This window comes from Methylobacterium adhaesivum (assembly GCF_022179065.1).
Taxonomy (GTDB): Bacteria; Pseudomonadota; Alphaproteobacteria; order Rhizobiales; family Beijerinckiaceae; genus Methylobacterium; species Methylobacterium adhaesivum.
Window position 1 is genome coordinate 1 of record NZ_BPQD01000029.1, and the last position, 26,184, is coordinate 26,184.

General features: G+C 63.6%; 28 protein-coding genes and 1 pseudogene. 24 read left to right on the plus strand and 5 right to left on the minus strand.

Annotated features, from left to right (window positions below; genetic code table 11):
• The 5 genes from MFF01_RS17975 to MFF01_RS17990 all read left to right on the plus strand — a co-directional run.
• Positions 1-248 (plus strand): integrase core domain-containing protein (locus tag MFF01_RS17975; protein WP_238227512.1); only part of this gene is annotated, 248 nt, incomplete at its 5' end.
• Between the two features lie 369 nt (positions 249-617).
• Complete coding sequence (locus MFF01_RS17980; protein WP_238227513.1) at positions 618-1,454, plus strand: hypothetical protein; 837 nt, start codon at positions 618-620, stop codon at positions 1,452-1,454.
• 17 nt (positions 1,455-1,471) lie between these two features.
• A complete protein-coding gene (locus tag MFF01_RS17985; protein ID WP_238227514.1) occupies positions 1,472-1,921 on the plus strand; it encodes a threonine/serine exporter family protein in 450 nt (149 codons plus the stop codon).
• Between the two features lie 81 nt (positions 1,922-2,002).
• A complete protein-coding gene (locus MFF01_RS22090) occupies positions 2,003-2,134 on the plus strand; it encodes a hypothetical protein (RefSeq protein WP_283207206.1) in 132 nt (43 codons plus the stop codon).
• 563 nt (positions 2,135-2,697) lie between these two features.
• Complete coding sequence (locus tag MFF01_RS17990; RefSeq protein ID WP_238227516.1) at positions 2,698-4,137, plus strand: IS1182 family transposase; 1,440 nt, start codon at positions 2,698-2,700, stop codon at positions 4,135-4,137.
• Positions 4,138-4,660: 523 nt separating this feature from the next.
• Here MFF01_RS17990 and tatC read toward each other — a convergent pair.
• The 4 genes from tatC to MFF01_RS18010 all read right to left on the minus strand — a co-directional run bounded on the left by tatC (position 4,661) and on the right by MFF01_RS18010 (position 7,888).
• Positions 4,661-5,461, minus strand: coding sequence for a twin-arginine translocase subunit TatC (gene tatC, locus MFF01_RS17995; protein ID WP_238227518.1), 801 nt, complete (start codon positions 5,459-5,461; stop codon positions 4,661-4,663).
• The gene (tatB, locus tag MFF01_RS18000; RefSeq protein WP_238227520.1) at positions 5,458-5,964 is read right to left on the minus strand and encodes a Sec-independent protein translocase protein TatB; all 507 of its coding nucleotides are present in this window, start codon (positions 5,962-5,964) and stop codon (positions 5,458-5,460) included. Before tatB ends, tatC begins: the two co-directional genes overlap by 4 nt.
• Positions 5,965-6,084: 120 nt before the next feature.
• Positions 6,085-6,336: a twin-arginine translocase TatA/TatE family subunit gene (locus tag MFF01_RS18005; protein ID WP_238227523.1), complete on the minus strand. Its 252-nt coding sequence runs from the start codon at positions 6,334-6,336 to the stop codon at positions 6,085-6,087.
• Positions 6,337-6,565: 229 nt separating this feature from the next.
• The gene (locus MFF01_RS18010) at positions 6,566-7,888 is read right to left on the minus strand and encodes a glycosyltransferase family 61 protein (RefSeq protein ID WP_238227524.1); all 1,323 of its coding nucleotides are present in this window, start codon (positions 7,886-7,888) and stop codon (positions 6,566-6,568) included.
• Positions 7,889-8,443: 555 nt separating this feature from the next.
• Between MFF01_RS18010 and MFF01_RS18015 the strand changes: the two genes are divergently transcribed.
• From MFF01_RS18015 to MFF01_RS18105, 19 genes and pseudogenes are all read left to right on the plus strand, one after another.
• Positions 8,444-9,616, plus strand: coding sequence for a ferritin-like domain-containing protein (locus tag MFF01_RS18015; protein ID WP_238227526.1), 1,173 nt, complete (start codon positions 8,444-8,446; stop codon positions 9,614-9,616).
• 83 nt (positions 9,617-9,699) lie between these two features.
• Complete coding sequence (locus MFF01_RS18020; RefSeq protein WP_283207207.1) at positions 9,700-10,206, plus strand: A24 family peptidase; 507 nt, start codon at positions 9,700-9,702, stop codon at positions 10,204-10,206.
• Between the two features lie 119 nt (positions 10,207-10,325).
• Complete coding sequence (locus MFF01_RS18025) at positions 10,326-10,553, plus strand: Flp family type IVb pilin (RefSeq protein WP_238227530.1); 228 nt, start codon at positions 10,326-10,328, stop codon at positions 10,551-10,553.
• Between the two features lie 100 nt (positions 10,554-10,653).
• Positions 10,654-11,628 carry a Flp pilus assembly protein CpaB gene (gene cpaB / locus MFF01_RS18030; RefSeq protein WP_238227531.1) on the plus strand — a complete coding sequence of 325 codons (975 nt, stop codon included), beginning with the start codon at positions 10,654-10,656 and terminating at the stop codon, positions 11,626-11,628.
• Between the two features lie 78 nt (positions 11,629-11,706).
• Complete coding sequence (locus tag MFF01_RS18035; RefSeq protein ID WP_238227532.1) at positions 11,707-12,837, plus strand: CpaE/TadZ family protein; 1,131 nt, start codon at positions 11,707-11,709, stop codon at positions 12,835-12,837.
• A gap of 19 nt (positions 12,838-12,856) precedes the next feature.
• The gene (locus tag MFF01_RS18040; RefSeq protein WP_238227533.1) at positions 12,857-14,269 is read left to right on the plus strand and encodes a TadA family conjugal transfer-associated ATPase; all 1,413 of its coding nucleotides are present in this window, start codon (positions 12,857-12,859) and stop codon (positions 14,267-14,269) included.
• Between the two features lie 24 nt (positions 14,270-14,293).
• Positions 14,294-15,226, plus strand: a complete 933-nt coding sequence (locus MFF01_RS18045; protein ID WP_238227534.1) for a type II secretion system F family protein — start codon at positions 14,294-14,296, stop codon at positions 15,224-15,226.
• A gap of 6 nt (positions 15,227-15,232) precedes the next feature.
• Positions 15,233-16,141 carry a type II secretion system F family protein gene (locus tag MFF01_RS18050; protein WP_238227535.1) on the plus strand — a complete coding sequence of 303 codons (909 nt, stop codon included), beginning with the start codon at positions 15,233-15,235 and terminating at the stop codon, positions 16,139-16,141.
• The gene (locus MFF01_RS18055) at positions 16,125-16,577 is read left to right on the plus strand and encodes a TadE/TadG family type IV pilus assembly protein (RefSeq protein WP_238227536.1); all 453 of its coding nucleotides are present in this window, start codon (positions 16,125-16,127) and stop codon (positions 16,575-16,577) included. Before MFF01_RS18050 ends, MFF01_RS18055 begins: the two co-directional genes overlap by 17 nt.
• Positions 16,567-17,187, plus strand: a complete 621-nt coding sequence (locus tag MFF01_RS18060; protein WP_238227537.1) for a TadE/TadG family type IV pilus assembly protein — start codon at positions 16,567-16,569, stop codon at positions 17,185-17,187. Before MFF01_RS18055 ends, MFF01_RS18060 begins: the two co-directional genes overlap by 11 nt.
• Before the next feature lie 11 nt (positions 17,188-17,198).
• On the plus strand, positions 17,199-18,659 hold the full coding sequence (locus MFF01_RS18065) for a pilus assembly protein TadG-related protein (protein WP_238227538.1): 1,461 nt from the start codon (positions 17,199-17,201) through the stop codon (positions 18,657-18,659).
• Between the two features lie 75 nt (positions 18,660-18,734).
• Positions 18,735-19,250: a hypothetical protein gene (locus tag MFF01_RS18070; protein ID WP_238227539.1), complete on the plus strand. Its 516-nt coding sequence runs from the start codon at positions 18,735-18,737 to the stop codon at positions 19,248-19,250.
• 368 nt (positions 19,251-19,618) lie between these two features.
• Complete coding sequence (locus tag MFF01_RS18075; RefSeq protein WP_238227540.1) at positions 19,619-19,888, plus strand: hypothetical protein; 270 nt, start codon at positions 19,619-19,621, stop codon at positions 19,886-19,888.
• Between the two features lie 323 nt (positions 19,889-20,211).
• Entirely contained in the window at positions 20,212-20,709 is a 498-nt protein-coding gene (locus MFF01_RS18080) for a tetratricopeptide repeat protein (protein ID WP_238227541.1), read from the plus strand.
• A 190-nt stretch (positions 20,710-20,899) separates the two neighbouring features.
• Positions 20,900-22,390: a type II and III secretion system protein family protein gene (locus MFF01_RS18085; protein ID WP_238227542.1), complete on the plus strand. Its 1,491-nt coding sequence runs from the start codon at positions 20,900-20,902 to the stop codon at positions 22,388-22,390.
• Between the two features lie 369 nt (positions 22,391-22,759).
• Entirely contained in the window at positions 22,760-23,356 is a 597-nt protein-coding gene (locus MFF01_RS18090) for an acyltransferase (RefSeq protein ID WP_238227543.1), read from the plus strand.
• A 333-nt stretch (positions 23,357-23,689) separates the two neighbouring features.
• A complete protein-coding gene (locus MFF01_RS18095; RefSeq protein WP_238227544.1) occupies positions 23,690-24,052 on the plus strand; it encodes a hypothetical protein in 363 nt (120 codons plus the stop codon).
• 853 nt (positions 24,053-24,905) lie between these two features.
• On the plus strand, positions 24,906-25,124 hold the full coding sequence (locus MFF01_RS18100) for a hypothetical protein (RefSeq protein ID WP_238227545.1): 219 nt from the start codon (positions 24,906-24,908) through the stop codon (positions 25,122-25,124).
• A 123-nt stretch (positions 25,125-25,247) separates the two neighbouring features.
• Positions 25,248-25,553 (plus strand): annotated as a pseudogene (locus tag MFF01_RS18105) (integrase core domain-containing protein); the annotation flags it as partial.
• 35 nt (positions 25,554-25,588) lie between these two features.
• On the opposite strand, the gene MFF01_RS18110 reads toward MFF01_RS18105, so the two are convergent.
• Positions 25,589-26,017: a GNAT family N-acetyltransferase gene (locus MFF01_RS18110; RefSeq protein ID WP_238227546.1), complete on the minus strand. Its 429-nt coding sequence runs from the start codon at positions 26,015-26,017 to the stop codon at positions 25,589-25,591.
• Positions 26,018-26,184: the final 167 nt, after the last annotated feature.

A 26,184-nucleotide genomic window follows, 5' to 3' on the forward strand; every position in this document is an offset into this window, starting at 1 on the left:
AGAACGGCTATTGCGAGAGCTTCAACGCGAAGCTGCGGGATGAACTCCTCAACGGCGAGGTGTTCTACACCCTCAAGGAGGCCAGCGTCGTGATCGAGCAATGGCGTAGGCACTATAACAACATCCGGCCGCACTCGTCGCTCGGCTACCAGCCGCCTGCGCCCGAGGTCGTCATCTGGCCAACCGAACCGAGCGGCTCAGGGCCGCTCGCTCACCCCGCCATCGTCACGCGACTGACGATGCACTAACTTCGAACCTGGGCCACCGAATGGGGGCAGGCCAACAGAGACCCGACACGCGGATCGACAGCGCGACGATGTCGAGGTTGTCGTGACACCGGCCTCACCGGTGATTTTGCCCGATCGTGTTCCGACCGTCGAAATTGCGGATTCGAGGATCCGGGAACCGAGCGGCACGACGCCATCGTCGATTCAGCCCGGAAACCAATCCGGCCGGCCCAAAGGCAACGGCTGGCTCAAGAACCATACGAGATTCGCACCGTCGGGCTGAGCCCGGCTTCCTCGATCCGCCCCCGCAGGTCCGAACAGCTTTCTCGCGTCTCGCATGACGGCGTGAGGGGAGCCCGGCTTGCACCCTCATGCTCAGGAACAATTCCGATGAATGGACACGTGCCGATTCCGATCGAACCTTTATATGCGACGACAGAAAGAATCTCGATCAGAGACCAGCTGCTGTCGTCCGTCTTCGAGCGCTGCCTTTTCCTCTGCCTCGGCGGCAAGGGCGGTGCCGGCAAGACGAATGTCGCCATTCAGATCACCGATCTGTGTGCGGAGGTCGCAGACGTCCTGGCGATCGACGCCGACCTCGCCAACGAACACTTCTTCACCGCCTTGATGCGTCCGACCGTGCCGAAGTCCGAACAATTCGTTCCGCGCCAACCCGGTATCGATGCCATCAAGCATCGGCTGCGGGCTGAGGATCATGCCGGACGCATCGATACGACCGCGTGCCAGGATCTCATGGGCGTGGTGGCGGATGCCCGGCAGACCTTCACTGTCATCGACTTCCCCGCCGGCGATACCGCGACGACGCAGCGCTGCGCCGAGATCATCGTCGAGACCTGCAAGGAGTGCGGGATCCGCCTCGTTCCTGTCGTGGTGGTCGGCGCGATCGACCCGACACCGCTGCAGGTCCTGACAGACCTGTGGCCGTTGCTGAAAGCATGCGACCGCGCCGTCGTCGCCAAAAACACCGCCCAGACCCTCAACTTCGACTTCCTCGAGGAATCCGAGATTTTCGGCAGATTGCAGGGACTGCCGAATTTCCGCGTGACCGAGATCGACAAGATCGGCGAGCGCCTGCTCGAAGGGCTGCGGATCGGCAACATTCTCTGGAGGGAACTCGCGACCACGACACCGATGCGCATCCGCGTCGAGGCACGTCGCCTCCGACGGGAATTCCATGCCGCCTGGAGAGAGGCGTTCCGGCCATGAGACCATACGACAAGTTCATGCTGAAGGCATCCGGTCGCGATACCGACCTCGAACGAATCCTGGCGGCGAAGGACGTCCCCAAGCTCGATAAGTACTTTCGCATCGTGCACGGACGCGGGCTTCGTCCGCAGGAGCGGATCTTCTTCGAGACCGTTGCCTCCGCCCTCAATACCTCCGTCGAGGACGATCACATCATGCATCTGTTCGTCGCCGGTCAGTACGCCCGGGACGCCGACTTTCTTTCGAAGCGGATCGAGCAGGCGAAAACCTCCGTGGAACAAGCTGGCGAGCGCCTCGACAGGATTGCTACGGATACATCGAACGAGAAGCGTTGGGCGATCTGGCTCCTCATCGCTCTGGTCATGGCCTCCTTCCTCGCCGACGTATTCATCGCGGGCACCGTCACGACCCTGTCTCGCCGCTTCGATGCTATGGAAGCTGGCGCTGTCTCAACGACAAGGAAATAGGCGGTACGCATCGACGGCAGAGTCAGGCAGCGCGAGGTCGAGCGATGAGGTTGGCGGCTCATGCTCGACTACTGAAACGGCATGATTTTCCTCGTCGGCCTGCTACTGCTGTTCGTCGTGCGCGAGATCCGCGACGGCGCGCTGACGGAATGTCCACCCTATGACGGCGTGACGCACCGACATGAGGCCGATGCCCTCTGCGCCGGCCAATGAACCGCCTGTCGAACGGACAGGCGGATCGGCTGGATCAAATGCAGGAAGACGAGAGGCTCGGACAGCCGCGTTGCCGTTCGTAAATGCGAGATGCGCTGTTCCAGTATGCCGACGACGGTGCTGGCAAAAGAGCATCAGACGGGTCGCGAAATTCCGCGCAGGAGCCCGCTTTACAGGTAGATTTGCGTTGGCCGACTTCTCGCTCCGTTGTCCTCGCAAGAGACGCTGGCGTCAGGTTCCTCCGGCAGCAACGCGCCATTAGCGGACCTTCAGTTGCAACCACGCGAATGCCCGCTTGAAGCCCGATAGCAGCCATTGAGATGGAATGGTCGCTCCGGCGGCCACAACATCCTGACCTGATGGTCGCCTGTCCAGTGTCTCCCGCGAATTCGACGCGGATACGCGTAAGCGTGGGCTTTAAGTCAGAACTGGATCACGCCGTAGGCGTGGTGGCGACCTTCGCTTCTATGCAAGGCTGTCCATAAACAGGCCTTCTGAAATCGACCCTGGCTGTGTCAAAACCCCGAAGATGGTACTCTTCTCCGGGTTGACCGGAGGCGGGCATGGGACGGTTTGTTGTCGGCGCTGAGCGCGATCAGACGACGCTGTTTCCGCCTTGTCTTGAAGACTGGATCGCCGAGGACAACCCGGTCCGCGTGGTCGATGCCTTCGTGGATGCCCTAGATCTTGGGGCGCTCGGCTTCGAGGGCACCGATGCGGCACGGACGGGACGACCGGGCTACCATCCCGCAGCCCTTCTGAAGCTTTACGTCTACGGCTATCTCAACCGGGTCCCGTCGAGCCGACGTCTGGAGCGGGAAGCGGGCCGGAACGTCGAGGTCATGTGGCTGACGGGCCGGCTGTCGCCCGACCATAAGACGATCGCCGAGTTCCGCCGGCAGAACGGACCGTCCATCGGGCGCGTCTGTGCCCGCTTCGTCGCCTTGTGCCGCGAGATGGGCCTTCTGACGGGGACGCGCGTCGTGATCGACGGCTCGAAGTTCAAGGCAGTCAACAACCGCGACCGCAACTTCACGCAAGGCAAGCTCGACCGGCGGCGCCAGCAGATCGAGGAGAGCGTGTCGCGCTACCTCTCGCAGCTCGACACCGCCGATCGTCAGGAGCCCACGCCGGAACTCGCCGCCAAGGTGGTGCGGCTGAAGGAGAAGATCGCCCGCCTCGCGCAGGAGATGGAGCGGCTGGCCGGCCTGGAGGAGCAGATGAAGGCGGCGCCCGACCGGCAGATCTCGCTGACCGATCCCGACGCGCGCTCGATGGCAACGAGCGGGCGCGGATCGGGCTTGGTGGGCTACAACGTCCAGGTGGCGGTCGAGACCGAGCATCATCTCATCGTCGCGCACACGGTCACGAATGCCGGCTCGGACCGGGCGCAACTCAGCGGAATGGCCGTGCGGGCCAAGCAGGCCCTGGAGACGGACACGCTCGATGCGGTGGCCGACCGTGGGTATTACTCCGGCCAAGAGATCCTCGCCTGCGAACGCGCCGGCATCTCCGTCACATTGCCCCGGCCCATGACGTCAGGCGCCAAGGCGGCCGGACGCTTCGGCAAGGAGAACTTCCTCTACCGTCGTGAAGAGAATTCCTACGTGTGTCCGGCGGGTGAGACGTTGTCTCATCGCTACACCACGGTGGAGAATGGCCTGACGCTGCATCGGTACTGGACGAATGTTTGCTCGGCCTGTCCGATGAAGACGGACTGCACGACGGGCAAGGAGCGCCGGGTGACGCGTTGGGAGCACGAGGACGTGCTGGAGACCGTGCAGCGCCGCTTGGACGGCGATCCGCTGGCCATGCGGGTTCGGCGCGAGACGGTCGAGCATCCCTTCGTCACGTTGAAGGCGCGGATGGGGGCCACGCACTTCCTGACCAAGACCCTGCCGCGTGTTTCGACCGAGATGGCGCTCCAGGTTCTGGCCTACAATCTGACGCGGGTTCTCAACATCCTGGGAAGCCGGACGCTTCTGGCAGCGATTCCCACCTGAGCGAAGGCTCGGATCGCTCGCCGAAGAGGCCGGAAACCGTCCAGGAGACCCCCTTAAACTAGAAACGGGCAGTCTCCCGACCGTAAAAGCCCGTTCGACGCGATTAACAGCCCAGTCTCGCGAAACCGGCACGTCACGCGACCGCACCCCCCCAATCCCCGAATTTTGACACGGCCTGGACCCAAATTAGTCATACAAGTTATTGCAGACGCCGCCAAAAAGCGGACATAGGCTCGGATTCAAATCGACGGCTAAGAGCTGGCCCGTTGCCGGTGTAGGTCACTTTTGGCACGCACCGGGCCGACGAACTGCTTCTTCCCGCGGCAGAAGGTCGGCTCGTGGACGCCAATCTTCTGCAAGACAACGTCCACCGTTGCAGCGTTCTCCTCCTTTTGCAGGGCGGAGGTGATCTACTCGTTTGTGAAACGTTTGCGGGGCATGGCTTCCACCCTCCCTCGAAATTCAGGATACTCAGATAACTTCGCTCAGGGCGGGCCAGTCTGGTGGGTTAGGAGCACTTGCCCTACGGCTCGAGCCCCTCGGCCTTGCGCCTAGCCGCGCGCATCCGCTCGACGCGGCCCACGGAAATGATCGAGGCCTCGTAGAGCAGGATCATGGGGATTGCGAGGGAGAGCTGCGAGATCACGTCAGGCGGCGTCAGCACGGCGGCGACCACGAAGACGAGGACGATGGCGTAGCGGCGCTTCTCGCGCAGGAACGCCGTGTCGATGATGCCGATCTGGCCGAGCAGGGTCAGGATCACCGGCAGCTGGAACGCGATCCCGAAGGCGAAGATCAGCGTCATGATGAGCAAGAGGTACTCGTCCACCTTCGGCAGGAGGGCGATGGTCGCCTCCCCCGGCTGCCCGATCTGCTGCAGGGAGACCGAGAACTGGATGAGGAGCGGCATCGCCAGGAAGAACACCACTAGGGCGCCCAGGATGAAGAACACCGGCGTCGCCACGAGGTAGGGCAGGAAGGCCTGGCGCTCGTTGCGATAGAGGCCCGGCGCCACGAAGGCGTAGATCTGCGTCGCGATCACCGGGAACGCCAGGAAGCCGGCGCCGAACACACTGAGCTTGATGTTGGTTAACACCTGCTCGAGGAAGTGCGTGGCGATGAGCTTGGCGTTCTCGGCCCCGACGATGGAGACGTAGGGCCAAACGAGGATGTTGTAGATGTGCCGCGAGACGAAGAAGCACGCGAAGAACATCACCACGAAGGCAGCCAGCGACTTGATGAGCCTGGCGCGCAGTTCGATGAGATGATCGAGGAGCGGGGCCCGCGACGCCTCAATGTCGGCGTCATCCGTGGCGTTGGTCATCGGGCTTGATCGGGCTGCGTGCTGGCCGGGGCCGGGGAAGTCTCGGCCACGACCGGACGGTCCGGCGTCCCGGTCGGCGGCGGGGAAGCGAGGAGATCGGCGGACGGGGCGGATTCGACGGGAGCCGGCTCGGCGGGAGGCACCGGATCGTTCTCGGCGAGACGGGCCGCGACGTTGGCTAGTGGCTGGGTCGGCGAGGGCGTGGTCTTGGTGTGGCCGTCGACGGCGCCCTTGATCTCGTCGCGGATAGTCTGGACCGGGTTGAACCCCGGCCCCATGGTCCCGGCGGACTTGCGCACGCCATCCACCTCGCCGCGGATCTCATCGAACTCCGCCTCGCGCACCGCCTCGTTGAACTGCGACTGGAACTCGCCGGCCATGCGGCGCATCTTGCTCGTGATCTGCCCGACCGTGCGCAGGGCCTTGGGCAGGTCCTTCGGACCGATGACGATGAGGGCGACGCCGCCGATCAGCATCACCTCGCTCCAACTCATGTCGAACATTCGTGGACTGTCCCGCGCTCGCGCGATGCCGATGACGGCGGGCTGCCTATCGCAGGTCGCGCGGAGTTCCGCCAGAGTTCGGCGCCGAGCGGACCACAGTGCGACCGGCCGCCCCGTGCCTCAGACCGCCCTGCGGTCGGCGGCGACGGTGTTGGCGGTGGCCGGCTCGCCCTGGTGCGGCAGGGTCCGTACCGGCTCGCCCGTGCTCGGCGGCGGCACGGCGGCGGGCGCCTCGTCCTCGGCCATGCCCTTCTTGAACGCCTTGATGCCCTTGGCGACGTCGCCCATCAGGTCGGAGATCTTGCCCCGCCCGAAGAGCAGCATCACGATGCCGGCGACGATGATCCAGTGCCAGATACTCATGCTGCCCATGGCAACCTCCCGCAAATGGCGTGAACGCCACGTATCATGATTTCATATGAGATATCTCATGATGCATAATGCATATTTTGCGAAATTACAATTACATCAGATGCCGAAAATAGAAGACATGTTGATTTTTATGATTGACCATTTAAATCAAGGGTGTTGCTAGAATAACTTTCAGCTAAATATCGAATGCGCTTAGGGATGAAGATGTGTGGAATTTTGGGGCTTGGTGTCAAGATTTGAGGGAATGTAATGCGATAGCTCGACTTACGGTATTGACAACGTCCTGGACACGTATCTCCCAGACTTGATCGTGAAATCCTGGATCGCAATCCTTCCAGGGTCGATGGGCGGTGCCGATCGCACAATCATAGTTGAGCGTGCGAAGCGCAGCAATTCGGCGAAAACACCAGTTCACGTAGGCATCCATCATGAGCTCGATGACGATGCAGCCCGGCGAGGCAAAACCGATGTTCGTCAGTCCAGCCCCATGCGGGGAAACAATGACGGCCGCTTGCCGAAACAGGGCGACTTGCCGGTCGATGCTCAAATCTTCCAGACGAATCGCCACAAATCCTATCGCTTCCAGGGCCGTAACGACCTCATCCTCGTTCAACAGCCGCCGCTGTGCGGAGCCGCGCCGATCGATATAGAGTCGCTCGACCCGATGATGTCCAGTACCGGTATGGTGGGTAAGCACCACATCGAAGAAGCGATTGATGACGGGATGATAGTCGAACACCCCGTGAAGATCCCACGGGAGGACGAGCGTCTGAACTCTGAATGTCTCCCATGGATGGACAGGCCGCAACGCGACGGAACGCGGCAGGCCGGACAGGCCCAGGAAGTCCTCCTGGCCGATGGCATCCGACGAGAACAGGATCGTCTGGACGTTCTCCATGAGGGCCTCGGGGATGATCGACAGTTTGGCGACGCCATCGATGAGCGCATGCCAATAATTGCCCCCCCCCGGCGTCAAGAGATTCAGGTGCGTGCCGGATAGGAACGGCAGGCGATCCGCTTCAATGTGTATCGCGCCGTCTTCTCTCCGGTACCGATGCCGACTTGGCTCAGTATGCCACGTCGTCTCGATCACCATCTGATCGCCGATGCCGATGAGACCGGCCGATCCATGGACGAGGGCGTTCGCGATTACGTAGGCCGTCGTTGGGAGGGATTGGTAGGAGGTCTGCCGCCAGGAGACATGCTGCTCGTTCTCCCGGATCGTGATGCGACCGAGCGTCTCCGCACCGATGCTGAGGGGCGCAAGCGCGACGGTCTCTCGTGGAAAAGACACCAGCGTCCCGATCGGCTCCGCCCCCCCCTCGGCGTCCCGCATGATGTCGGCAAGCGGCCGAAGGCGCAGGGTCAGGACGACGGGCCGTAACGATTGCGTCGGTTCGTCAGATGAATCCAAATCCTCCGTGGTGTTTGGCAAAAGCGTCTGATCGCGCCTCGCCTGCGTCTCGCGAACGGAGGCGAGAAGGCAGCGAAAGAACCAATAGACGCTCGCCCGAATGGTACCGCTACCTCTGGTTCGCGCCGGTTTGCTCACGGATCGTCCCTTCCTTTTCTGCATTACCGCGTCTTCGACGCCGCATGGGCCGGAATCCACCATTCAACACGGCCTCCCAAGGGTGCCGCGCCTCGCTTGTGATCATCCGAAAACAAGCAGCCTCGCGCTCCGGCGCCACAAGGTCCCATGGAGACCTCGATTACGGTTCCACGTCCACCGGTCGGAAGACGTCTCCCGTTGGGCAACCACAGTGCCTTGCCAGGAGCGTGCCTGATAGGCTTCGATCCACGCGCGTCACCCCTTGGATCTAATCTTTTATGTCTCTCATAAAATGCCTGCCGCACCATGGTGCTCCGAGCCAGAACCCAACGGTGACCGAGAGTTCCATAAGGCACTCTGAATGCCCGCCCGTCACAGTGACGTTCCCCGATCCTGCCAAAGTTCGTTGAAGACACCGTTTGCTGGGAGATTTCTGCCCTGGCGACAAGCCCTATCAGGAGGCTGTCCGTGTCATATCACAAATCACGGTAGGACTCCCAAACACCACTGTTTCTCAGGCATGACCGTCTATTCAAGCTATTGATTTCAATCAGTTTGATCTCAATTACGTTTCAAGATCGGCATGCCGCATTCCATCTTTCACGTTTTCGTGATGGTGCCGATGTGAAACTTTCGGCGCGTTTCATCCGTAATATTATCCCGCCAATTTTTGTTTGGTCAGAAAGTAGAAGATTTAGTTTTTTATATCTACTAACCCGGCCATATTTATCGTGCTCACGATTTCGTGATATAAGCGAATACTGCTTTCGTGAAGCTTGTCGTTCCTCTACCGTCCGGCGATCGATTGCGTCCGATCGACGAAAGGGAGCGATAAAAATTATGGAACAAATCCCCGACTCACAACTCGATTTTGCCGGCTTTAATTATACGGCTGGACGCCGGGCGTTCATGCGGACGTTGGGCCTTGGTGCAGCTGGAGCGGCGTTGTTGAGCGCAGCCGGCGGCCCGGTCAATGCGCAGACGGCGACCGTCGGCGCGGCGGAAGTATTTAACTTCGCCTTGAACCTCGAATACCTTGAGGCCGAATTTTACCTGCGTGCCGCGTTCGGTCGCGGCCTCGCGGATGCCGACATCTCCGGCACTGGCACCCTGGGCGCCGTCACCGGCGGTCGTCAGGTCACTTTCGCCACCCCGCTAATCCAAGGTTACGCCAACGAGATCGCCGACGACGAGGAGAAGCACGTTCGGTTCCTACGTGCGATCCTGGGTGGCTCGCGCGTCGCCCGTCCGACGATCAACTTCGTCGACAGCTTCAACGCCCTGGCCCGGTTCTCTGGCCTCGGCAACACCTTCGACGCCTTCGCCAACGAGACTAACTTCCTTCTGGCGGCCTTCGTATTCGAGGATGTCGGCGTCACCGCCTACAAGGGTGCCGCCCCGCTCATCCGCAACAACGAGTTCCTGGAGGCCACTGCCGGCATCCTCGCCGTCGAAGCCTACCATGCCGGTATCGTCCGCACGGTGCTGGCCAGCCGCGGTCTGTTCCAGCAGGCTCAGGCGATCTCCGACCTGCGTGACTTCTTCGACGGCCCGAGCGACCTCGACTTCGGCATCGGCACCTCTGCGCGGCCGGACATCGTTCCGACGGATTCCAACTCGATCGCCATCAGCCGCACGCCTGCCCAGGTATTGGCGATCGTCTATGCCAGCGGAACAGCTCAGCCGGGCGGCTTCTTCCCGAACGGCCTGAACGGCGCCGTTCGCTAGTCGAGCTTGTCCAACCCGCCATCCGTCCGCGCGGGCGGATAGCGAACACATCCCGACGCGATCCGGATGGAGACCACGCTCCGGTGTGGTCTCCCTTTTTTCGCCCGCTCCGGGGCATAATTTGGCAGGAACGGCCCCTGGATACGCTAATCGACGGACTAGCCTGCACGACGCTCGTCTTCGTCGCGGTGGAGGATGCCCGGCGTTTTCGCATCCGGAACGGTGCCATTCTGGTCCTGGTCGGCCTGTTCGGCCTTGCGGTTTGGCTGTCGGGGACCGATCAGGATGCCATCTGGCACGGCGTCTTCGCGACCCTCGTACTGGTCCTGATGTTTGGAGCCTTCGCCCTCGGACTCGTCGGGGCCGGGGATGCGAAGCTGATGGCGGCGGCGTGCCTGTGGATCGGCCCTGAGAACGCACTCCTGTTCGCGATGGCCCTGCTCTGCCTAACTGGCCTGTATGGCGTCGGCGCCAAACTCAGGGTTTTGCCCGCGCGGCTGGATGGCCATAGGGTCAAGATTCCGTTCGGCCCAAGCATCGCCTTGGCCTGGATCATGACGATTGTTTTATCATCAAATGTATTGAACTAAACGCATCAATGACAATGCGTTGTTGTGAGATTTTATGGTTGACGAGAGTGGCTTCCAGATTGACACCCGGCGGAGCTTAGAAGATTGTTTACCATCTTGGTTCGGCACGGAGGCGAAGCATGCGCGTCGGTCGACAAATGGAAACGGATCACATGAAGCATCTTATCAAGCGCTTCTGCCGCGAGGACGACGGCGCGGCGATGGTCGAGTACGCGCTGCTGGTCGCGCTGATCGCCCTTGTGGCCATCGTCGGCCTGACGGCGACGGGCACGAGTCTGAACGCGCAGTTCGCCAAGATCAGCTGCAAGATCGCCACGCCGACGGCGGATTGCACACAGCCCCAGTGATCGCCACGATGCGGGAATCGTCGGTCGCCCTCAATCGAGCGGTGCGGGCGTTCGCGCAGGATGGGCTGAGGCGGCTGGTGGGTGTTCAGGAGCGCGGCGCATGAGGGCATCCTCGGCGATTTCCCTTGGTGTGGCCCTAGCCTTCGGCGCCCTGGCCGCCTTCCTGGCGCGTGGCCTGGTGCTCAACATCGATCCACAAGCGCGGCGCCCTCCCCAGGGGCGCATGGTCGTCGCCTCCGCCCCCGTCGGGTTCGGCACGGCGCTCACCTCAGCGAATCTGCGCGAGGTCGATTGGCCGGCGGGCGACATTCTCGACGGTGCCTTCACCTCCATCGCCGACCTGACCCGGGATGGGCGCCGCCTCGCCCTCGCGCCCCTCCAGCGCAACGAACCGATATTGGCCGCGAAGATCACCGCCCCCAACCAGCGCGCCACCCTGTCGACCCAGATCGACGAGGGCATGCGCGCGGTCTCGGTTCGCGTCGACGAGGTGCGGGGTGTCGCCGGCTTCGTGCTGCCAGGCGACCGGGTCGACCTGATCTTGACCCGTGGCGAGGGCGGAACCCAGGACGACGCCTATGCGGATGTGCTGATTCAGAATGCCAAGGTCCTCGCCATAGATCAGGTCGCCGGAGACCGGCAGGACAAGCCAACAGTGGCCCGTGCCGTCACCCTGGAGCTTTCCGTTGCCGAGGCGCAGAAGGTCGTTCTCGCACAAGGGGTCGGGCGACTGTCCCTGGTCCTACGTCAGACCGGCGAACCCGTGGCGGGTATCGCCCAGCGGGTCACCACCGCCGATCTCGGTCCCGGCGAGAGTGCCGCCGCCAAGGACCGCATCGCCGAGCTGACCGCCCAAGTCGAGGCCTTGCGCAAGGCATCAGAGGCCGCGGCGGCCCAAGCCGGCGAGGGCGCTCGGGCGCAGCTAGCCGAGATGGAAACCCGCCTGCGCGTCGAACTCGGCCAGCGCCTGCCACCCGGCATCGCGCCGACGGCGCCGACACCGCCGAAGCTGACCATCAACGTCATCCGCAACGGATCGAAGCGCGAACCCTATTCGGTGGATGCCGAGGATTGAGCCTTGCAGGACGGCCGTCGGTCGTGGCCGGCGCGTGTCGATGACGCACCTTGAATCCTTCGCCCTTCCGGAGCAGTCGTGAACTGTTTTCTCATCGCGGCCGAGCGCGGCACGGCGCGCGTACAGGCTTTGGCCGAGCTCGCCGAGGGTCTGGGCTACACGGTCCTGTACGCATCCGATTTCTCCGCCCTGCACCGCGACCGCGCCTTCAACGAGGCGCGCCGGCCCCTGGTTCTGGTGCCTGAGGGGCAAGGGGCCGTCGAGGGTGCGATTCAGCTCGCGCGCGCGGAGCCGAGCCGGGCCTTCGTGGTCTACGTGGCCGACGCCCTGGCGCCGGAGCTCTACAAGGCCCTGGTGCGCAGCCAGTCCGGCGAATGGATCGGCTGGGGCAACGCCACCCAGGAACTGCGCGACGTGACTAAGGGACTCGGTGTCACGGAGCCGGCGGACCGCAACGCCCGGATCGTCAGCTTCCTGCCGAGCAAAGGCGGGGTCGGTAACACCACTCTCGCGGTTGAGACCGGCGTCCGCCTGTCGAGCCGGCGCAAGTTGCCCCTCCGCATCGCCCTCCTCGACCTCAACCTGCAGGGCGGCACCCTCGCTGACGCCCTCGACGTCGAGCCCCGCTTCGATATCGCGGAGATCGTCGCCCAGCCGGAGCGCCTCGACGAGCAGCTCGTCGACGTGTTCACGAGCCGGCATACTCCTCGCCTCGACGTGTTCGCCTGTCCGCCCCGCCGCATCGCCCTCGGCGACGTGCCGCCGGCGATCCTCTTCACCTTCATCGACACCATCGCCCGGCGTTACGAGGCGATCCTCGTCGATCTGCCCCAGGCCTGGTTGCCATGGATCGACAACATCCTGCAGGGTTCCGACGCGATCGTCCTGTCCGGCGGCGCTACCGTGCCAGCCCTGCGCGTCTTGACCCAGTCCCTGGCCCATCTGGAGACCCTTGAGATTCCCACTGACCGCCTGGCGGTGGCCGTTAACGCCTGCGAGACCGATCTCTTCGGCCGCATTGCCCATCGAGCGCAGATCGAACGGCCCCTGTCCGGGCGCTCGGTGTTCTACCTGCGCCGCGACGCGGCCACCGCAGACGGGGCCCTCGATGCCGGGCGATCCTTGTTTGAGATCGCCCCCAACGCTAGGCTGACCCGCGACATCGGCCGTCTGGCGGAGTGGTGCGTCACCGCGGCCAAACTCGCGTGAGCCCGCCCCCGGAGGACGCATGAACGTCGGATTGTCCGATCGCTGGCGGACCGTGAAGGCCGAGGCACCGGCCGCGCAAGGCCCGGTCCCGGATGTCGCGGCCCCAGCTGCGGCGCCCAAGGTCACGCCCAAGCCCGCACCACCGCTCGAGCCGGCGCCGCGCGCGTCCCTCACCGATGCCAAGGTGAAGCTCCACAGCCAGATCATCGACGAGTTCAACCTCGCCCTCATCGACAAGATCTCGCCGGAGGACCTCGCCCGCCAGGTCGGACGCTTCGTTGCAGAATACGTCCTCAAGGAGCGTCTCGCCCTCAACCAGCGCGAGCTCGAGGCGTTCTCGGCCGAAGTCCTCGACGAGATGATCGGCCTCGGTCCCATTGAGCCCCTGCTAAAGGACCCGAGCGTCACCGACATCCTCATCAACGGCCATCGCTCGGTCTTCGCCGAGCGCGGCGGCCAGCTCGAACCGACCCTGGTCCACTTCAAGGACGAGGCGCACCTCCTGCGCATTGTCAACAAGATGGTCGCGGCGGTCGGCCGGCGCATTGACGAATCCTCCCCCATGGTCGATGCGCGCCTGCCCGACGGGTCGCGCGTCAACGTCGCGATCCGGCCCATCGCGGTCGACGGCCCCCTGGTCTCCATCCGCAAGTTCTCGAAGCGCCCGATCTCCATGGACCGGCTGGTGGAGCTCGGCGCCCTGCGCGCGCCCATGGCCGACCTGCTCAAGATCGCCGTGCGGGGTCGGATCTCCCTCATCGTCTCGGGGGGCACCGGCTCGGGCAAGACCACCATGCTCAACGCCCTGTCGTCCTACATCTCGCCGCGCGAGCGCCTCATCACCATCGAGGACGCGGCCGAGCTCCAGTTGCAGCAGCCCCACGTCGCCCGCCTCGAGACCCGTCCGCCGAGCGTCGAAGGGCGCGGCGAGATCCGCCAGCGCGAGCTGCTCAAGAACGCCCTGCGCATGCGGCCCGACCGCATCATCCTCGGCGAGTGCCGGGGCGAGGAAGCCTTCGACATGCTCCAGGCCATGAACACCGGCCACGAGGGCTCGATGACCACCATCCACGCCAACACGCCCCGTGACGCCATCGCCCGCGTCGAGCAGATGATCGGCATGGCGGCGGCCAACATGTCGGTGACCTCGATCCGCAGCCAGATCGCGTCCGGCGTGCAGTTGCTGCTCCAGCTCCAGCGCCTCAGCGACGGGCGCCGCCGTGTCACCAGCATCGCCGAGATCACCGGCATGGAGGGCGACGTGATCCAGATGCAGGAGATCTACCGCTTCGTCCGTGAGGGCATCGACGAGCGCCACCAGGTACTGGGCAGCTATCGCGCCACGGGGGTGCGGCCAAAATTCCTGCAGGAACTGAAGGCGCAGGGCCTGGACATGCCGGCCCAGGCCTTCGACCCGTCGGTGGCCCTGTGAGACCGCGTCACGGGGAGGGACGCCGTGGCTGAGCCCTGGGCGATCTACCTCCTGATTTTCGTCTGCTCGGTGGTGGCGGTCCAGCAGTTCCAGGTGGGGCTGGGCGGCGCCCTGCGCGGCCGGAAGCGCCGGCGGCAGCGGCGCGCGGACCTCGACGGCCCGGCGGTCGCCGCTCCCGCCGAGTCCCTGCGCCGCCGCGAGGCCGGGAAATCCGCCCTCGTCATTGGCTGGAATCGTCTGCTGCTGCAGTCCGGCACGCGCAAGAGTTCGACGGCCCTGGCCGGACGGACCCTCGGCCTCGCCGTCCTCCTCCTGCTGGCTCTGCCGCTGGCCGGTTTCTGGCTGCGCCTCGCCGCGAGCCTCGTCGTCGCGGGCCTGCTGTGCCTCATGGTCCTGCGCATCAAGCGGGCGCGCCGCCTCGCGCGCTTCGGCGAGCAGCTGCCGGAGGTGCTCGACGTCATCGTCCGGTCGTTGCGCGCCGGCCATCCCTTGCCCGTCTCGCTGGGCCTCGTCGCCCGCGAGACGCCCGAGCCCGCCGGGCCGGAATTCGCCCTCGTGGTCGACGAGATGAACTACGGCCGCAGCATCACCGAGGCCCTCGACGGGCTCTACCTGCGGGTCGGCCACCCCGAGCTCGCCTTCGTGGTGGCGGCGATCTCCATCGCCAACCAGACCGGCGGCAACCTCGGCGAGGTCCTGGCGCGCCTGTCGCGGATGCTGCGCGAACGCTTCCGCTTGTCCCGGCGCGTGCGGGCGCTCACCGCCGAGGGGCGGTTCAGCGGCTACGCGCTCAGCGGCCTCCCGGTCATCCTGTTCGTCGTCATCAACCTCGTCAGCGCCGCCTACTACGCCGAGTTCTGGGTGAGCCCGTCCGCCAACACGATCCTGGGCGTCGCCCTCGTTTTGCTGCTGCTCGGCAATCTCACCATCTACCGCCTCGTGAACTTCAAGGTCTGACGTGGCATGAGCGTCGTCCTTCTCGTCACCGTGCTCGCCTTCGCCAGCGTGGCGCTCGCGCTCTACACCGCGACCGCCGCCCTGTCCCGGCGCGAGCTCGTGCGCCGCCGCTACGGCGGGCTCGGTGCGCCGGCCGCCACCGCCGAGGAGGTCGAGCGAGACCAGGAAAGCTGGCTCGATATCGATCCGGCCCGCCTCGGCCTCGACGTCGATGCCCGCCGCGCCCTGCGGCGCGAACTCATCCGCTCGGGCTTCTTCGCACCCTCGGCGGTGGTCATCTTCACCCTGGCAGGGCTCGGGCTCCGCGTCGGCCTGCCGACGCTGGGCACCCTGGTGGTGACCCGCTTCCTGCCGAATTCGGGCCTCGCCGAGGCGGTGCTCATCGCCCTCGTCCTCTTCATCGTCGCCCATTACCTGCCGCGGGCCTATCTCAGCCGGCGCCAGCGCCACCTCGAGATCCGCTACCGCGCGGTGTTTCCGAACTTCCTCGACATGCTGGTGGTCTGCATCAATGCGGGCCTCAGCCTCGACGCCGCCCTCGACCGCGCGTCGGGCGAGATCGGCGCGTCGGATGCCGAGTTCCGGGCGAATTTCGACCTGATGGCCGGTGAGATGCGGGCGGGCAAAAGCACGCCGGAGGCCCTGAAGGCCTGCGCCGAGCGCCTCGGCCTGCCCGAGGCGCGCTCCTTCGCCGCCCTGCTGCAGCAGACTATCGAGCTCGGCACCGACGTGTCGCTCGCGCTCACCACCTTCTCCGACGAGATGCGCGACCGACGGATGTCGCGGGCCGAAGAAAAAGCTGCCTCCCTTCCGCCCAAGCTCACCCTGCCCCTCGGCCTGTTTATCTTTCCCGTGGTCCTCATCGTGATCCTGGCGCCGGCGGTGATGAAGGTGCTCAGTGCCACGGCCCCGTGAACCCTTCGCCCGGCGCCTGCGGGCCCTGGGCGAGGAGGAATCGGGGGCGGCGATCCTCGAATTCGCTCTGCTACTGCCGATCCTCGTCGCCCTCGTCTATGGTTGCTTCGAGGTCGGGCGCGCGCTTCTCGTGCGCCAGGCCATGGAAGGCGCCGTACGCGCCGGCGCCCGGGTTCTCGCGCGGGTTCCCGACCCCGTGTGCGACACGGCCTGCGCGCCGGGCGCCGCGCGGGCCGTGCGGATCACGCAAGGCCAGATCCGCGACAATACCGGCCTGCCGCCCGAGGCGGTGACGGTAGCGCCGCAGCCCGACCCGCCCGCAGGCACGGTGGCCATGCAGGCGACCATCGCCTTCGACGTCCTGTTTCCCGGCCCTGTTCCCTTCAAGCGCTGGACCCTCAAGGCCCGTCATCAGGAGCCGCACATTGGCGAATAGGCTTGCCTCCTTCCACCGCGACCAGGACGGCGCTGCCCTGGTCGAGGCCGCCCTGGTGCTGCCGATGCTTCTGATGCTCGTCTTCGCGCTGGCCGACCTGTCCCTGTACTTCTGGCAGCGCGGGCTGGCCGCCAAGGCGGTAGATCTCGGCGTGCGCGCCGCGATCGTGATGGATTCCGTGGCCGAAGGTCCGGGCCTAACGCCCGCCGACAGCGTGGCCTACTGGTCCGGGCGCCCGCCCGGCGCCCGCTGCGCGTCCGGTGGCAAGGCCGGCCCGTGCCCGGCCTTCCGGGTGGTGTGCGACCTCGCGGGCGGCTGCGTCTGCTCAGGGAGTTCGTGCCGGTTCGGCTATTCGCCGGCCAATCTCGCGCCGATTCTGCGGGCAATGCAGGCGGTGCTGCCGCGTCTCGAACCCGCTAACCTGCGGGTGACCTACGCCACCAACGGGCTGGGCTATGTCGGGCGCCCGCCGCCGGTCCCCGTCGACGTCACCGTGCAGATCGTCGATCTTGCGTTCGATCCGATCTTCGCCGGGCTGCTGTTTGCCAAGGCGCTGCCGCTCCACGCCACCGCCACCCTGCCGGGCGAGGATCTGGTGACCCGCCGATGAAGGCTCGCCCGGTGCGCACATTCGGCCGGAACGAGGACGGCTTCGTCCTCGTCTTCGCCGCCGTCTGTATTCCCGCCCTCCTAGGCCTCCTCGGCCTCGCCGTCGACGGCACCCGCCTAATGACCTTCGATACGCAGCTCGCTGCCACGGTGGACGCCGCGGCGCTGGCCGCCGCCGGCCAGCTCGACTGGACCGAGGGCGCCATCGAGCGGGCGGTGACCGCCGGCAACGCACTCACCAACGGCGTCGCTTTCGCGCGGCGCAACCGGGCCGGCCCGCGCCTGTCGTTCCGCTTCGCCGCGACGCTCGCCGATCTGCGCATCGACCCCGCCTACACCATGCCGGAGACGGCGGGCGCGCAGGCCGTGTTCGTGGAAGCGACCACGGCCGAGTACACCCTGACCGAAAGCCTGCTGCAGGTTTTCGGCACGCCCATCCGGCGCAAGGCCGTGGCGGAAGCCCAGTACTACGCCTGCGACGTCACCCCGATGGTGCTGTGCCACGCCGACCCCGAGGGGTTCGCGGCCTCCGCCCGGCCCGGACGCCAGTATCTCCTGCGCATGGACGGCAACATCGCCAACGGCTCCGTCGTCCCCCTCGACAGGCCGGACGATCTCGCGAGCCGCACCACCCTGCGCAACCTCGCCTCGGACGCGCCTGCCTTCTGCTACAGCCAGGGCGTTTCGTTGAGGCGCAACATCGCCCCGCGCGACTTCGACGATGCATTGAATATCCGGTTCGACCGCTACTTCAACGGCGTCGCGGCGGTGGCAAGCGATCTCGCCGCCTTCCCTCCGGCCCCGAACGTGATTCAGGGCCGCCATCTCCAGGCATGTTCTTCGCCGCCCTCCTCCGGCGACGTGAATCCGCCCTATCACCTGCCGCGCGACGCGGCCTATCGCACGGTCCGGCCCGCGGCGGCCTACGACCAGGGGCTGGGCGACTGGGCGGTGACGGCGGCCTATGGCGGTCTCGGCGAGATGTCCGTGGCCAGGGCCATCGACGAGTACATCCTGTGGAATCACGCCGACAAGGACAACGGCTTCCAGGCCTCCTTACGCGAGGCGCCAACCCGCTATGACATTTACCTGCGCGAACTCGGGCTGACGCCGGCCACTGAATCCCGCCCGGTGGTGACGCAAGGCAACCGGCTGATGGGCAAGACCATGCCAACGGGCGGCCCCCTCAACGGTCCTTTTGCCTTCGTTCGCGAGAGCCCGATTCCGATCTGCTATCCGGGCGTGCGGCCGGCCACCGATGCGCGCCGGCGCGTCCTCTACCTGTCGGTGACCGATTGTCGCGCGTTTTCCGCCGCTCCGAGCCCGGCCCGCCTGTCCCGCCACGTCGCTAAGGTGTTCCTGACCGAGCCGGCGAGCGGCGGGTCCCTTCTGGTGGAACTCGTCGGCATGCTCACGCCTCGAAAGGACGACGGCAAGCTTCGGCCCGTCGTGCAGCTGGTGGAAACCCATTAACCACACTCACACGACCGGACCTGCGCCAGTCAGCCCGCGAACTTCGCCTTAAGGACGCGGTCGCCAGGATGCCTCATGTCGCGCGCCCTGAATGCCCAGACCTTCGGCTCGCTCGTGGTAATCGGCGCCTTCGCGGGAGCGGAAGCCTCGGCCGCCTGGCTCGCGGCCGCCCCCGGATCGAGCCTTGCTTGGTACCTGAACCTCGCGGTTTTCCGGCCGTTCGAGGCCGCCCGGGTGGAGACCTCCCCCCTCCATGTCCTGTTCGGGATCGATGCCCTGCGCTACGCCATCGTGCTCGCACTGATCACCCTCGCGGTCCGTGCCCTTCGGTTCCGGTTCGGCGTGGCGGCCATCGCGAACCTGAGCTTCGTCTTCGCCGCTGCCCTGGCCTACGCTTGGCTCGGCTTGCGCGGCCCCCTCCAAGCGGTATCCCTCAAGCCCGTGGCGGCAATCCAGGGACCGGATTTCGCTATGATCACCGTGATGCTGGGCAGCTCATTCCTCGCCTTTGCGATCAGCCATCTGTCCTTCGCCATGCACATCCGGTCCGAACGCCGTCGATCCTTCCCGATTCCCCACCACGCGCCGTGACGGGGTGGCAGCTGGCTCGTTGCGGCGCGTGTCTTTTCACCCTGGCTCTCATCCAAGAGCCGTCCTTCGGACAGGGCAGGACTCCGTCATCTCCCCCGCAGCGGGGGCCGGACCAAAGCTTCACCCTTGCTGCCGACGGGTGGGTCCTGGAGCGGTTCGGCCGCGGTCTCGCCGTCCTCCGCACGAGCCTGTCGATGGCTTCGGGCACAGCCGGACTCCTCGTCCTATCCTGCGAAGGCCATGAACGGCGCTGGCGGCTGAGCTTTCCCCGACCTCTGTTCGATCGCATGCCCGCAAATGCGGCCACCGTGACCTCTGGCCACATCCTCCTGCGCCCGTCCGGGTCGCCGGAACGACTCAACCTCGCCATGATCGGCCGTATCCAAATCACCGAGGGACGTATTCTCACCCTAGCCGAGACCCGATCGTCGGGCGACGGCTTCGTGCTGGCCTTTGTGCGCCTGCTCAAGGCCGGCCCGGAGCGCTTCGATCTCCTGCTGCGGACAACCGGTTTGACACTCCAGCAGCGTCTGTTCGGATCGGCCGTTCCGGCCGCCGTGTTCGCGCCCGTCGTGCGGCGCACGGATCTCATCGCGTTCGACGACTTTCTCGCGACCTGTCACGCTCCGTCCAAGTGACGAATTCCAAGCGGTATTCTTGTCACGGCGGTTCAGATACCTGGCTAGGGCAAATGAATCGCTTGGTCGCCCCCGCCAAATCTGGCATGTGACGCGGGAACGCATCCGCACCGTTCGGGTAACCCCGTCCGCAAGCGCGTCGCACGAAAGGCTCGTCGGGGTTTTCGCGGGCCGCCTGAAACTTTTCACTTCGGCTGCCGTATGGAAGACACCCGGCGTGTTCAGGTCTGCCCCATGCTTCTCCCCAGTCATCGCACGATCGTGGATACAAGCTTGGCCATTCCTATGGCAGGGTCGTCGTCTTGGCCGAGGATGACGGACGGATGAGGGTGCATCGCGCGACGCAGGCCATGGGCCTCTGCGCCTTTTTGTGGCTGGCCGGATGTCAGACCCGGTCGGACGAGGGGATCGCCATTGTCCCCGGCGTCGAACCCACGCTTCCGGCTACCAACGAAGCCTATCGGGTCGGCCGGGTGAACCTCGCCGCCGGTAATAGCGGTCTCGCCGAGCGCAATTTCCGACACGCCGTCGAAGTCAACAAGGACGATGCGGCGGCGTGGCTCGGGCTCGCAGCGGCCTACGACAACCTTGGGCGTTACGAGCTCGCCGACCGGGCCTACGATCAGGCCACGAGCCTTAGCGGGGAAACCCTCGAAATCGTGAACAATCGGGGGTATTCATACATGTTGCGGGGGAACGGTAAACGGGCGCTCGGTCAGTTCGAGCAGGCGCTGACCATAGACCCGGGTAATACCGTAATCCTGAACAATATTCAGATCCTTCGCTCCGCGCAGCGGCCGACCCGGTCGGCTCCATTCTGAACGGGTGTGACGGACTGATCGCTTGCATGTTGGGGCCAGCGTTGCCCGAACGCCTCTACCCTCTTGATAAGACTGCGGCCGTTCGCGCCTGACCTTGTGGTGACCGTGCCAACCTGCTTAACCTATTTTTAACCAGAAGGATGTGTGCGTGATTGGTTGCCGGCGAAAGGCTCGACTGACTTCTCGCCGGGTGTTCGATCTCGTCATGGTCGTGTCCCTGACCGCCGGCTTGGTCCCCGCTCAGGTCGGCCCGGCAGAGGCCCAGGTTCGGGCCGTGCCACGTACGGGCGGTAACGCTATCCTCAGCCGCCTCAAGCTGACAGTCAACAAATCCCAGACCGTGAAGGTTGATAGCGCCTTCGCCGACGTCCTTGTCGGGTCGTCGGACATTGCCGACGTGGTGCCGATCAGTGACCGAACGCTTTACGTCCTCGGCAAGCGCGCGGGCACCACCAACGTGTCGCTCATCGATTCCGAGCGCAAACTTGTCGGCCTTATCGACGTCGAGGTGCGACCGGACACGGGGGTCATCGAGTCTCAAGTCCGCCAAAGCACCGGCGATTCGGGTCTGCGGGTGGAAAGTCAGGGTGAACGTGTGATCCTGGGCGGTGTTGCGGGGGATGCGGTCAGCGTCGACCGGGCAATGCAGGTGGCGCCGCCCGGCACCCTCAATCTCACCCGGGTGCGCTCGCCTCAGCAAGTGATGCTTAAGGTCCGCTTCGTCGAGGTAAACCGCAATGCCGGGCGTGAACTCGGGGCGCGATTCGAGTTCGGAGGTCGCAGAACCCTCGCCAGCGTCGGCGCGTACGGCGCTGCGAATCCTGTTTCGTCGTCGGGTGGCGTGATTTCCGGAATCGTTGGCTCGGCGGTCAACGCTGCAACCACGGGCGGCGTGCCGTTCGCGAGTCTCGTCCAAGGATTCCGAGGCAATGCCGGGCAATTAGACCTTTTCGTCAGTGCCCTAGAGACCAAGGGTCTCCTGCGGCGCCTCGCAGAGCCGAACCTCATCGCCATGTCGGGCGACCGAGCCGAGTTCTTGGCCGGCGGCGAGATCCCGATTCCCATCGCCAATCAGAGCCTCAACGGCGCGCCGCAGATCACCGTGTCCTACAAGGAATTCGGGGTGAAGCTCGGCTTCACACCCACGGTCCTGCGCAACGGCATGATCCATCTCCAGCTCGAGCCCGAGGTGAGCGACATCGATCCAACCCTGGCAGTCGCCGTTGGCGGTGGCATTTCTGTGCCTGGCCTGACCAAGCGCCGTGCGAAGACTAACGTCGAGCTCCGAGATGGCCAGAGCTTTGCCATAGCCGGCCTGCTGCAGACCAACTCCACCAGATCCATCGACCAGTTGCCCTGGCTCGGATCGATCCCAGTTCTGGGTGCACTGTTCCGTTCATCCGAGTTTCAAGAGCGCGAAACCGAACTTGTCGTCATTGTGACCCCGTCTCTAGTCAATCCGGCGCGGCCGGGCCAGATGCTGACAACACCCATCGATACAAGCGTACCGGCTAACGATGTCGATTTCTTTGTGAACGGCAAGACGGAGCTGCGCCGCAACATGCGACAGTTCGTGAACCAGCGCGGTGGTGCCATCGGCCCTTACGGTCATATCTTGCCTGAGACCCAGTTGCCCACTGCTGTCGCCGTGCCGCGGGGCACCGTCCAGGTGCTCAATTGATGCGCGTAGTGCAACGGTACATGGGCTTACGCGTCCTGCGTCCGAGTCTTACCTTCGTAATGGTCCTAACTGTCTCCGGCTGCACCGATTATCTTAAGCGGCGGGACACCCTAACTCTCGAATCCGGTGAGGCCATCCAGGCCAATATGGCAGTCCACGTCATTGATCCGTCGCCCCCTGCTTCCGCTCGGATCGTGCGTGATATGGACGGCGAACGCTTGCAGCACGGTATTGAGCGCTATCGCAATCCGCAGTCTGGCCTCGGTGGCGGAACAGGGATCGCGCCCATTCCTATCGGTGCAACAGCTGTATCACCCGTGGGCAACCCTTTGAATAGGTGATATCGCTTTGCGTAGGATATAGATCGCTATGCCTGTGACACTTGAGGTCGAATACCCAGCCGACAACTGGTTAACCCTTTCGCCGAAATTTTTAAACGATAGCGACGCCGTTGTGACGATCCGCGGTCGCGGCAACCGCCTCTATGTAGAGGATCCCCTTGTACCGAATGCTGCAAATTTTCTACTTTCGGGCGGAGCTACTCTCATCTTGCGAGCGGACTCAAATATTAATGAGCTTTCAGTCTCGGCTGTAGCCGATGGCGCCTTGATTGATATTGGCGCGTGGTGCTCGTTCAATGGATGTAGCCAGATCACAGTACACGAACGCGCAACGATCACGATTGGAGCATTCAGCCTTTTCGGAAATGGATGCCGCATTGCGGCAAGCGATGTACACAAGATTGTTGACCTCGCCACCCGCGAACGAATCAATCCCGCAGGCGATATCACAATTGGTGAGCGTGTATGGGCGGCCGAGAACGTTACGATCCTGCGCAATTCTAAAATTGGCCAAGGTAGTATCGTTGGCTCTGGTTCACTTGTACGTGATTTTTTTCCACCTTACGTTTCCCTCGCGGGCGTTCCTGCGCGTATCGTTCGTACCGGCGTGACCTGGGAGTTCTGAGCAACTCGATTTCATTTCTAGCGATCCATCGCCGATCGAATTTTTAGAGTTTCTAGTTGAGTACGAATACGGTGCTCCAATTCGATAACGACTTAATGAAAATTTGTAGGTTTCCAAGTTCAAATATAATTTCCTGGCGTATAAATTTAAGCCATGTGAGCAATATTGCTATGATCCCGAAGAGGCTTACAGCTTCGACTTAACATTTTGTTGTTCGACGCAACCCGTTGTTGTGGCCATCGCAGTGAACAGAGACCTAATGAAGTTAATAACCTGGTATTCGAGGATCATAGGGCGTGAACCCGCGTGAAGCGTAGCGCACGAAGTATTCTGTTGATCGCCGGTACGTTCATGACTCTGCCGGGTCTGGCAGCCGAACGCTCGGGTGTGCTTTCGTTGCGGCGGTTCGAACTTCTCGATCGGTTTTCGGCGATGGATCATTCCAGCGAGGCCGACTTCTACCTGCGCGGCATTTCGGACGGACTGGCGTTCGCGAACGCTTCATTGGAGAGCGGCGGCAAGACGCGCCTGTTCTGCGCGAACCTCCCGACTGATGTCCCTGAGCTTCGAGCGATGCTACGGGAGCAGATCAAGTTTCTGGACAGAATCGGCCAGAAGTCTGATCAGGCGATGGAGCGTACGGCCGCCGTCGCCATCATTCTTCAGAAACTGCGCGAAAAATATCCTTGTCGATGATCGGCATTCTGCACGGAATGTTGCCGTTGCAGATATGGCTCCGAGATATAACAAATAATTTCCAGAATTATTAAAAATAATTAAATAATCGTGCAATGATCGAATGGCTGTTGAATGACACCGTTCGCAGTGTTCGGCAAGAGCGAACCCAGTTTGAATTAATATTGCAATAAATACCTTACAGAAATTTTGAAGGCCTCCGAAGATGCTTATTGTCAGCATCATGTGCTTGACACAGGCACGTCCGCGAGTGGGGACCGGAACGATAGTGGGGCACATCCTGCAGGATCATTTTGTCGAGCTTCCGATTGATAATTGCATTGCGAAGACAAGCGTTTTTGGTCTCCAATTCCATAATTTGTTAAGTCTGATAGGTCTCCAGGCTGCGTAGCTAACGCCGTCACTAGTAGTACGTTACTGCGCCTAGCCTATCGCGCGAATGTCCACTTGCGGCACTCATGTGAACAAAAGCAGCTGGACTGCTAGCCACCCAGGGCGGTCGTAGAGCGAACTTCCGGGCCCCAACCGGCATCGGACGTTGATTTAATGGGCCACAACATGCTTATTTCGAAACAACCGTCGAGGGACGCTATGCCCGGCACGACACCTCAAGACCTTCGGTCAGGTACTTTTAAGCCGCGCGGTCCAGGATACCCTCCCGCATTCCGGAGGCCCCATGTCGGACTGGCACCAGATCGTCTTCAACATCGCGCATATGAGCAACGCTCAGGGCGGCCTCGGTTCCTGGGAATGGCTGCGGGCGCAGGAGAAGGCTGACGTGCTCTGGGCCTGCTAAAAGGACGCCGACGTCACGACCCACGCCCGGGTGGTCCGCGGTCGCGACCTGGACCAGTTGGACCTCCTGCACTCCGCTCAAATCGACGAGGACGAGGACCAGGCCTTCTACCTCGCCGGGAGCTCCGGCGACGAACTCCAACTGGCCGAGGACGGTAAGACGCAGATGCTCCCGGAGCCAGCCATGCCCGAGCACCACGTCGCGATGCTGCTGTCAGGTCGGCTCAAGGCCACTAACGGCCTGAGACCCGTCAAGGGCGGAACGGAGTGGGTCTAGGGTCCACGCTCAACCAGCTCGACCATGCGAGCGGCAGCTTCCGCGCCGTTTGGGAAAGGTCGGAAGGTCCGCTCTCATGCTTTGCCGGCGCGGCGAATACGTGACTTGTGAGGAGTCCCCCCAGGTCTTGAGATGATCGCAAAGGCGTTGCGGAAGTGGATCGCCAAAGCTGGCTCGCAGATCCGGTACATCGCGCCAGGATCCCCGTGGGAGAATGGCTATTGCGAGAGCTTCAACGGCAAGCTTCGTGACGAGTGTCTACGCCAGGAGATCTTCTACTCGCTGAAGGAAGCGCAGATCGTGATCGGTCTCTGGCAAACCACCTACAACCGCGTCCGACCGCATTCTTCGCTGGGCTATCGGCCGCCCGCGCCCGTCAGCTACCCGGATCTGGCTTTCCGGCTACCCATGGCCGCGACCATGCAGTAGCCTCTCAATTGGCTCGGTCCAAAATACCGGTCAGGTCAGATGATCCTGAAGCCGCACTTGTTGACGTAGAAGTGGATGTTCCGCTTCTCGAAGTACGGGGTGTGCGTCTGCCAGGCGACCGTCTCGGGAAACCGCTGCTCAATCGCGAGCCAAGCCTTGAGGCCTAGGCCGCGGCCATGCTCGCCAACCTTCAGGAACAACAGGTCGAGCGAGTTGCGATGGGTCTCTTCGTTGATCGTCACGACAGCGCCTCCAACTGACCGGCCATCGCACAATATACGCAGGATCACGGCCCCTGGAGCATTGACTGCGCCATTGAGCACCTCGTTGGACGGTATCGGCCCATCGGGCAGTTCCCCGAACTCGTCGACGACCGCCAACGCGAAGGCGTCTTGCAACTCCCTTTTGAAGGCCGCGATGTCGTCGGGGTGGGTGTTTGCGAGGGTGATTGATTCGTTCCTCATACGGCGCCTCTAAACCGTCATACCGGAAGGAATTGCGGCGGCCGGTTGCCCCATGGCTTCAGCGAAGACCATGTTCTCGCGAGCCTTGGCCTGCCCCCTGAGAAGTGGTCCTCCCTGAGGTATGGCTTCCAGCCATGTGGAGGATGTTTTCATGGGACGGAAGAAGC

What these genes read in the sequence shown, in the direction of transcription:
- MFF01_RS17980 (WP_238227513.1), top strand. Translation starts at nt 618, where the DNA reads ATGAATGGACACGTGCCGATTCCGATCGAACCTTTATATGCGACGACA.
- MFF01_RS17985 (WP_238227514.1), top strand. Translation starts at nt 1,472, where the DNA reads ATGCTGAAGGCATCCGGTCGCGATACCGACCTCGAACGAATCCTGGCG.
- MFF01_RS22090 (WP_283207206.1), top strand. Translation starts at nt 2,003, where the DNA reads ATGATTTTCCTCGTCGGCCTGCTACTGCTGTTCGTCGTGCGCGAGATC.
- MFF01_RS17990 (WP_238227516.1), top strand. Translation starts at nt 2,698, where the DNA reads ATGGGACGGTTTGTTGTCGGCGCTGAGCGCGATCAGACGACGCTGTTT.
- tatC (WP_238227518.1), bottom strand. Translation starts at nt 5,461, where the DNA reads ATGACCAACGCCACGGATGACGCCGACATTGAGGCGTCGCGGGCCCCG.
- tatB (WP_238227520.1), bottom strand. Translation starts at nt 5,964, where the DNA reads ATGTTCGACATGAGTTGGAGCGAGGTGATGCTGATCGGCGGCGTCGCC.
- MFF01_RS18005 (WP_238227523.1), bottom strand. Translation starts at nt 6,336, where the DNA reads ATGGGCAGCATGAGTATCTGGCACTGGATCATCGTCGCCGGCATCGTG.
- MFF01_RS18025 (WP_238227530.1), top strand. Translation starts at nt 10,326, where the DNA reads ATGCGCGTCGGTCGACAAATGGAAACGGATCACATGAAGCATCTTATC.
- cpaB (WP_238227531.1), top strand. Translation starts at nt 10,654, where the DNA reads ATGAGGGCATCCTCGGCGATTTCCCTTGGTGTGGCCCTAGCCTTCGGC.
- MFF01_RS18040 (WP_238227533.1), top strand. Translation starts at nt 12,857, where the DNA reads ATGAACGTCGGATTGTCCGATCGCTGGCGGACCGTGAAGGCCGAGGCA.
- MFF01_RS18050 (WP_238227535.1), top strand. Translation starts at nt 15,233, where the DNA reads ATGAGCGTCGTCCTTCTCGTCACCGTGCTCGCCTTCGCCAGCGTGGCG.
- MFF01_RS18070 (WP_238227539.1), top strand. Translation starts at nt 18,735, where the DNA reads ATGTCGCGCGCCCTGAATGCCCAGACCTTCGGCTCGCTCGTGGTAATC.
- MFF01_RS18075 (WP_238227540.1), top strand. Translation starts at nt 19,619, where the DNA reads ATGATCGGCCGTATCCAAATCACCGAGGGACGTATTCTCACCCTAGCC.
- MFF01_RS18080 (WP_238227541.1), top strand. Translation starts at nt 20,212, where the DNA reads ATGAGGGTGCATCGCGCGACGCAGGCCATGGGCCTCTGCGCCTTTTTG.
- MFF01_RS18090 (WP_238227543.1), top strand. Translation starts at nt 22,760, where the DNA reads ATGCCTGTGACACTTGAGGTCGAATACCCAGCCGACAACTGGTTAACC.
- MFF01_RS18110 (WP_238227546.1), bottom strand. Translation starts at nt 26,017, where the DNA reads ATGAGGAACGAATCAATCACCCTCGCAAACACCCACCCCGACGACATC.